General features: G+C 38.3%; 1 protein-coding gene and 2 pseudogenes. 2 read left to right on the top strand and 1 reads right to left on the bottom strand.

Annotated features, from left to right (window positions below):
• Window positions 1-230: pseudogene (locus L4B77_RS19930) on the bottom strand (IS6 family transposase); the annotation flags it as partial.
• Window positions 231-651: 421 nt separating this feature from the next.
• Between L4B77_RS19930 and L4B77_RS19925 the strand changes: the two are divergent.
• Window positions 652-1095 (top strand): hypothetical protein, encoded by a 444-nt coding sequence (locus L4B77_RS19925; protein ID WP_239941884.1) that lies wholly within the window; start codon window positions 652-654, stop codon window positions 1093-1095.
• A gap of 302 nt (window positions 1096-1397) precedes the next feature.
• Window positions 1398-1626 (top strand): annotated as a pseudogene (locus L4B77_RS19920) (IS6 family transposase); the annotation flags it as partial.

Genomic DNA, 1626 nt, shown 5'->3' with positions numbered 1-1626 from the left:
TAGGTTTCATCCATTCGCCACGAGTCAGATACGGGCTTCTTTCTACGCCTCGCTCTGTGCTCTAATACTGGCGTAAATTTGATAACCCAACGATTAATCGTGGCGTGATCCACAACGACACCGCGCTCCAATTGTATCTCTTCAATTTCACGATAACTGAGTTTATAGGCGAGATAATAACGTACGGTTTCGAGAATAACTTCAGAGGGGAAGTGGCAGCCTTTAAACATTAAGAATCAGTCTCATGAATAGAAATGAAGAAAATCTTAACTTAATGACTCAAAGTTTGCGACAGAACCCTTTAATGGCATTGTTGTTATTTCTACGCAAACTGATTGCCCCTTTAGTTTGGTATAACGGCAGTAGAAGCGACCATCACATCAAAACCGATTTACACTATCATTATGGGCTGATAAATATAATTAACTACGCCTCATTCATCAATAAATGCTAGCATAAAAAAGAATAATTGTGGATGACATGTTCTGACAGCTGTTTGTAGATTCAAGGTCATGTGTTTTAGTAAGAAGAAAGATTTGACATTTCGTAAATCTAACTGACTAATGTGTATATAACTGAGAGGTTGTACGAAAAATCAGATACTTTGATTTTAGTTTCAACAAATTTATCTAGCCCTTAAGAGGAGCCATTATGAAAAAAAACATTTTTCACATTATTGTTGCGTCTTTACTATGTAGCACGTCAGTTTACGCCAAAACGCCTGATGATTTAGCGACTGTTTTTTTTGACAACTTATCGGTAAAACCTGAGAAAGCACTAGATGACTTATTGGCATCGAATCCATCAATTAAGCCCGATGAAAATCAAGTTACGTCATTAAAAGCATTGCTAAAGAACTATCCCAACATTCATGGGCAATATACATTTAGTGAACGCCTATGCTCTTACTCGATAGGTGAGCATATCAAACGGTTAACATATATTGTTGGATATGAGAAAAGTCCCATGATGTTTGATCTTACTTTCTACAATGGTGGTAATGATTGGCAACTATATAATATTGATACCGATTCGGTAGACATAAAAGCTATCGTACAAAATAAGGCGTTATGCGATGTTAACAAGGAAAATTAAACGTCCATTAAAACCGGTGAATCGATTTTATATCTATGATAATTGCACTAGTCACGAATAAATCAGACTTGACCGTTCCATGGCCATTCTATAACAATATCATAACCATGGAACTTCACATGTAACTTATGCATTTAGCCACGGCTTTCCAGAAGCCAAGTGCGCCATCTCCGATGGCAAGCTTAGGTGCTAACTGTAATCCCTGTGCTCGTAACTGCTCTATGAGCTCCGTCGGTTCTGTCGCAAACTTTGAGTCATTAAGTTAAGATTTTCTTCATTTCTATTCATGAGACTGATTCTTAATGTTTAAAGGCTGCCACTTCCCCTCTGAAGTTATTCTCGAAACCGTACGTTATTATCTCGCCTATAAACTCAGTTATCGTGAAATTGAAGAGATACAATTGGAGCGCGGTGTCGTTGTGGATCACGCCACGATTAATCGTTGGGTTATCAAATTTACGCCAGTATTAGAGCACAGAGCGAGGCGTAGAAAGAAGCCCGTATCTGACTCGTGGCGAATGGATGAAACCT

Source organism: Vibrio minamisatsumaniensis, from assembly GCF_050337445.1.
GTDB classification, from domain to species: domain Bacteria; phylum Pseudomonadota; class Gammaproteobacteria; order Enterobacterales; family Vibrionaceae; genus Vibrio; species Vibrio artabrorum.
The sequence above is the reverse complement of the archived record's forward strand: the minus strand, read 5'-3'. Positions and strand labels throughout refer to the sequence as shown.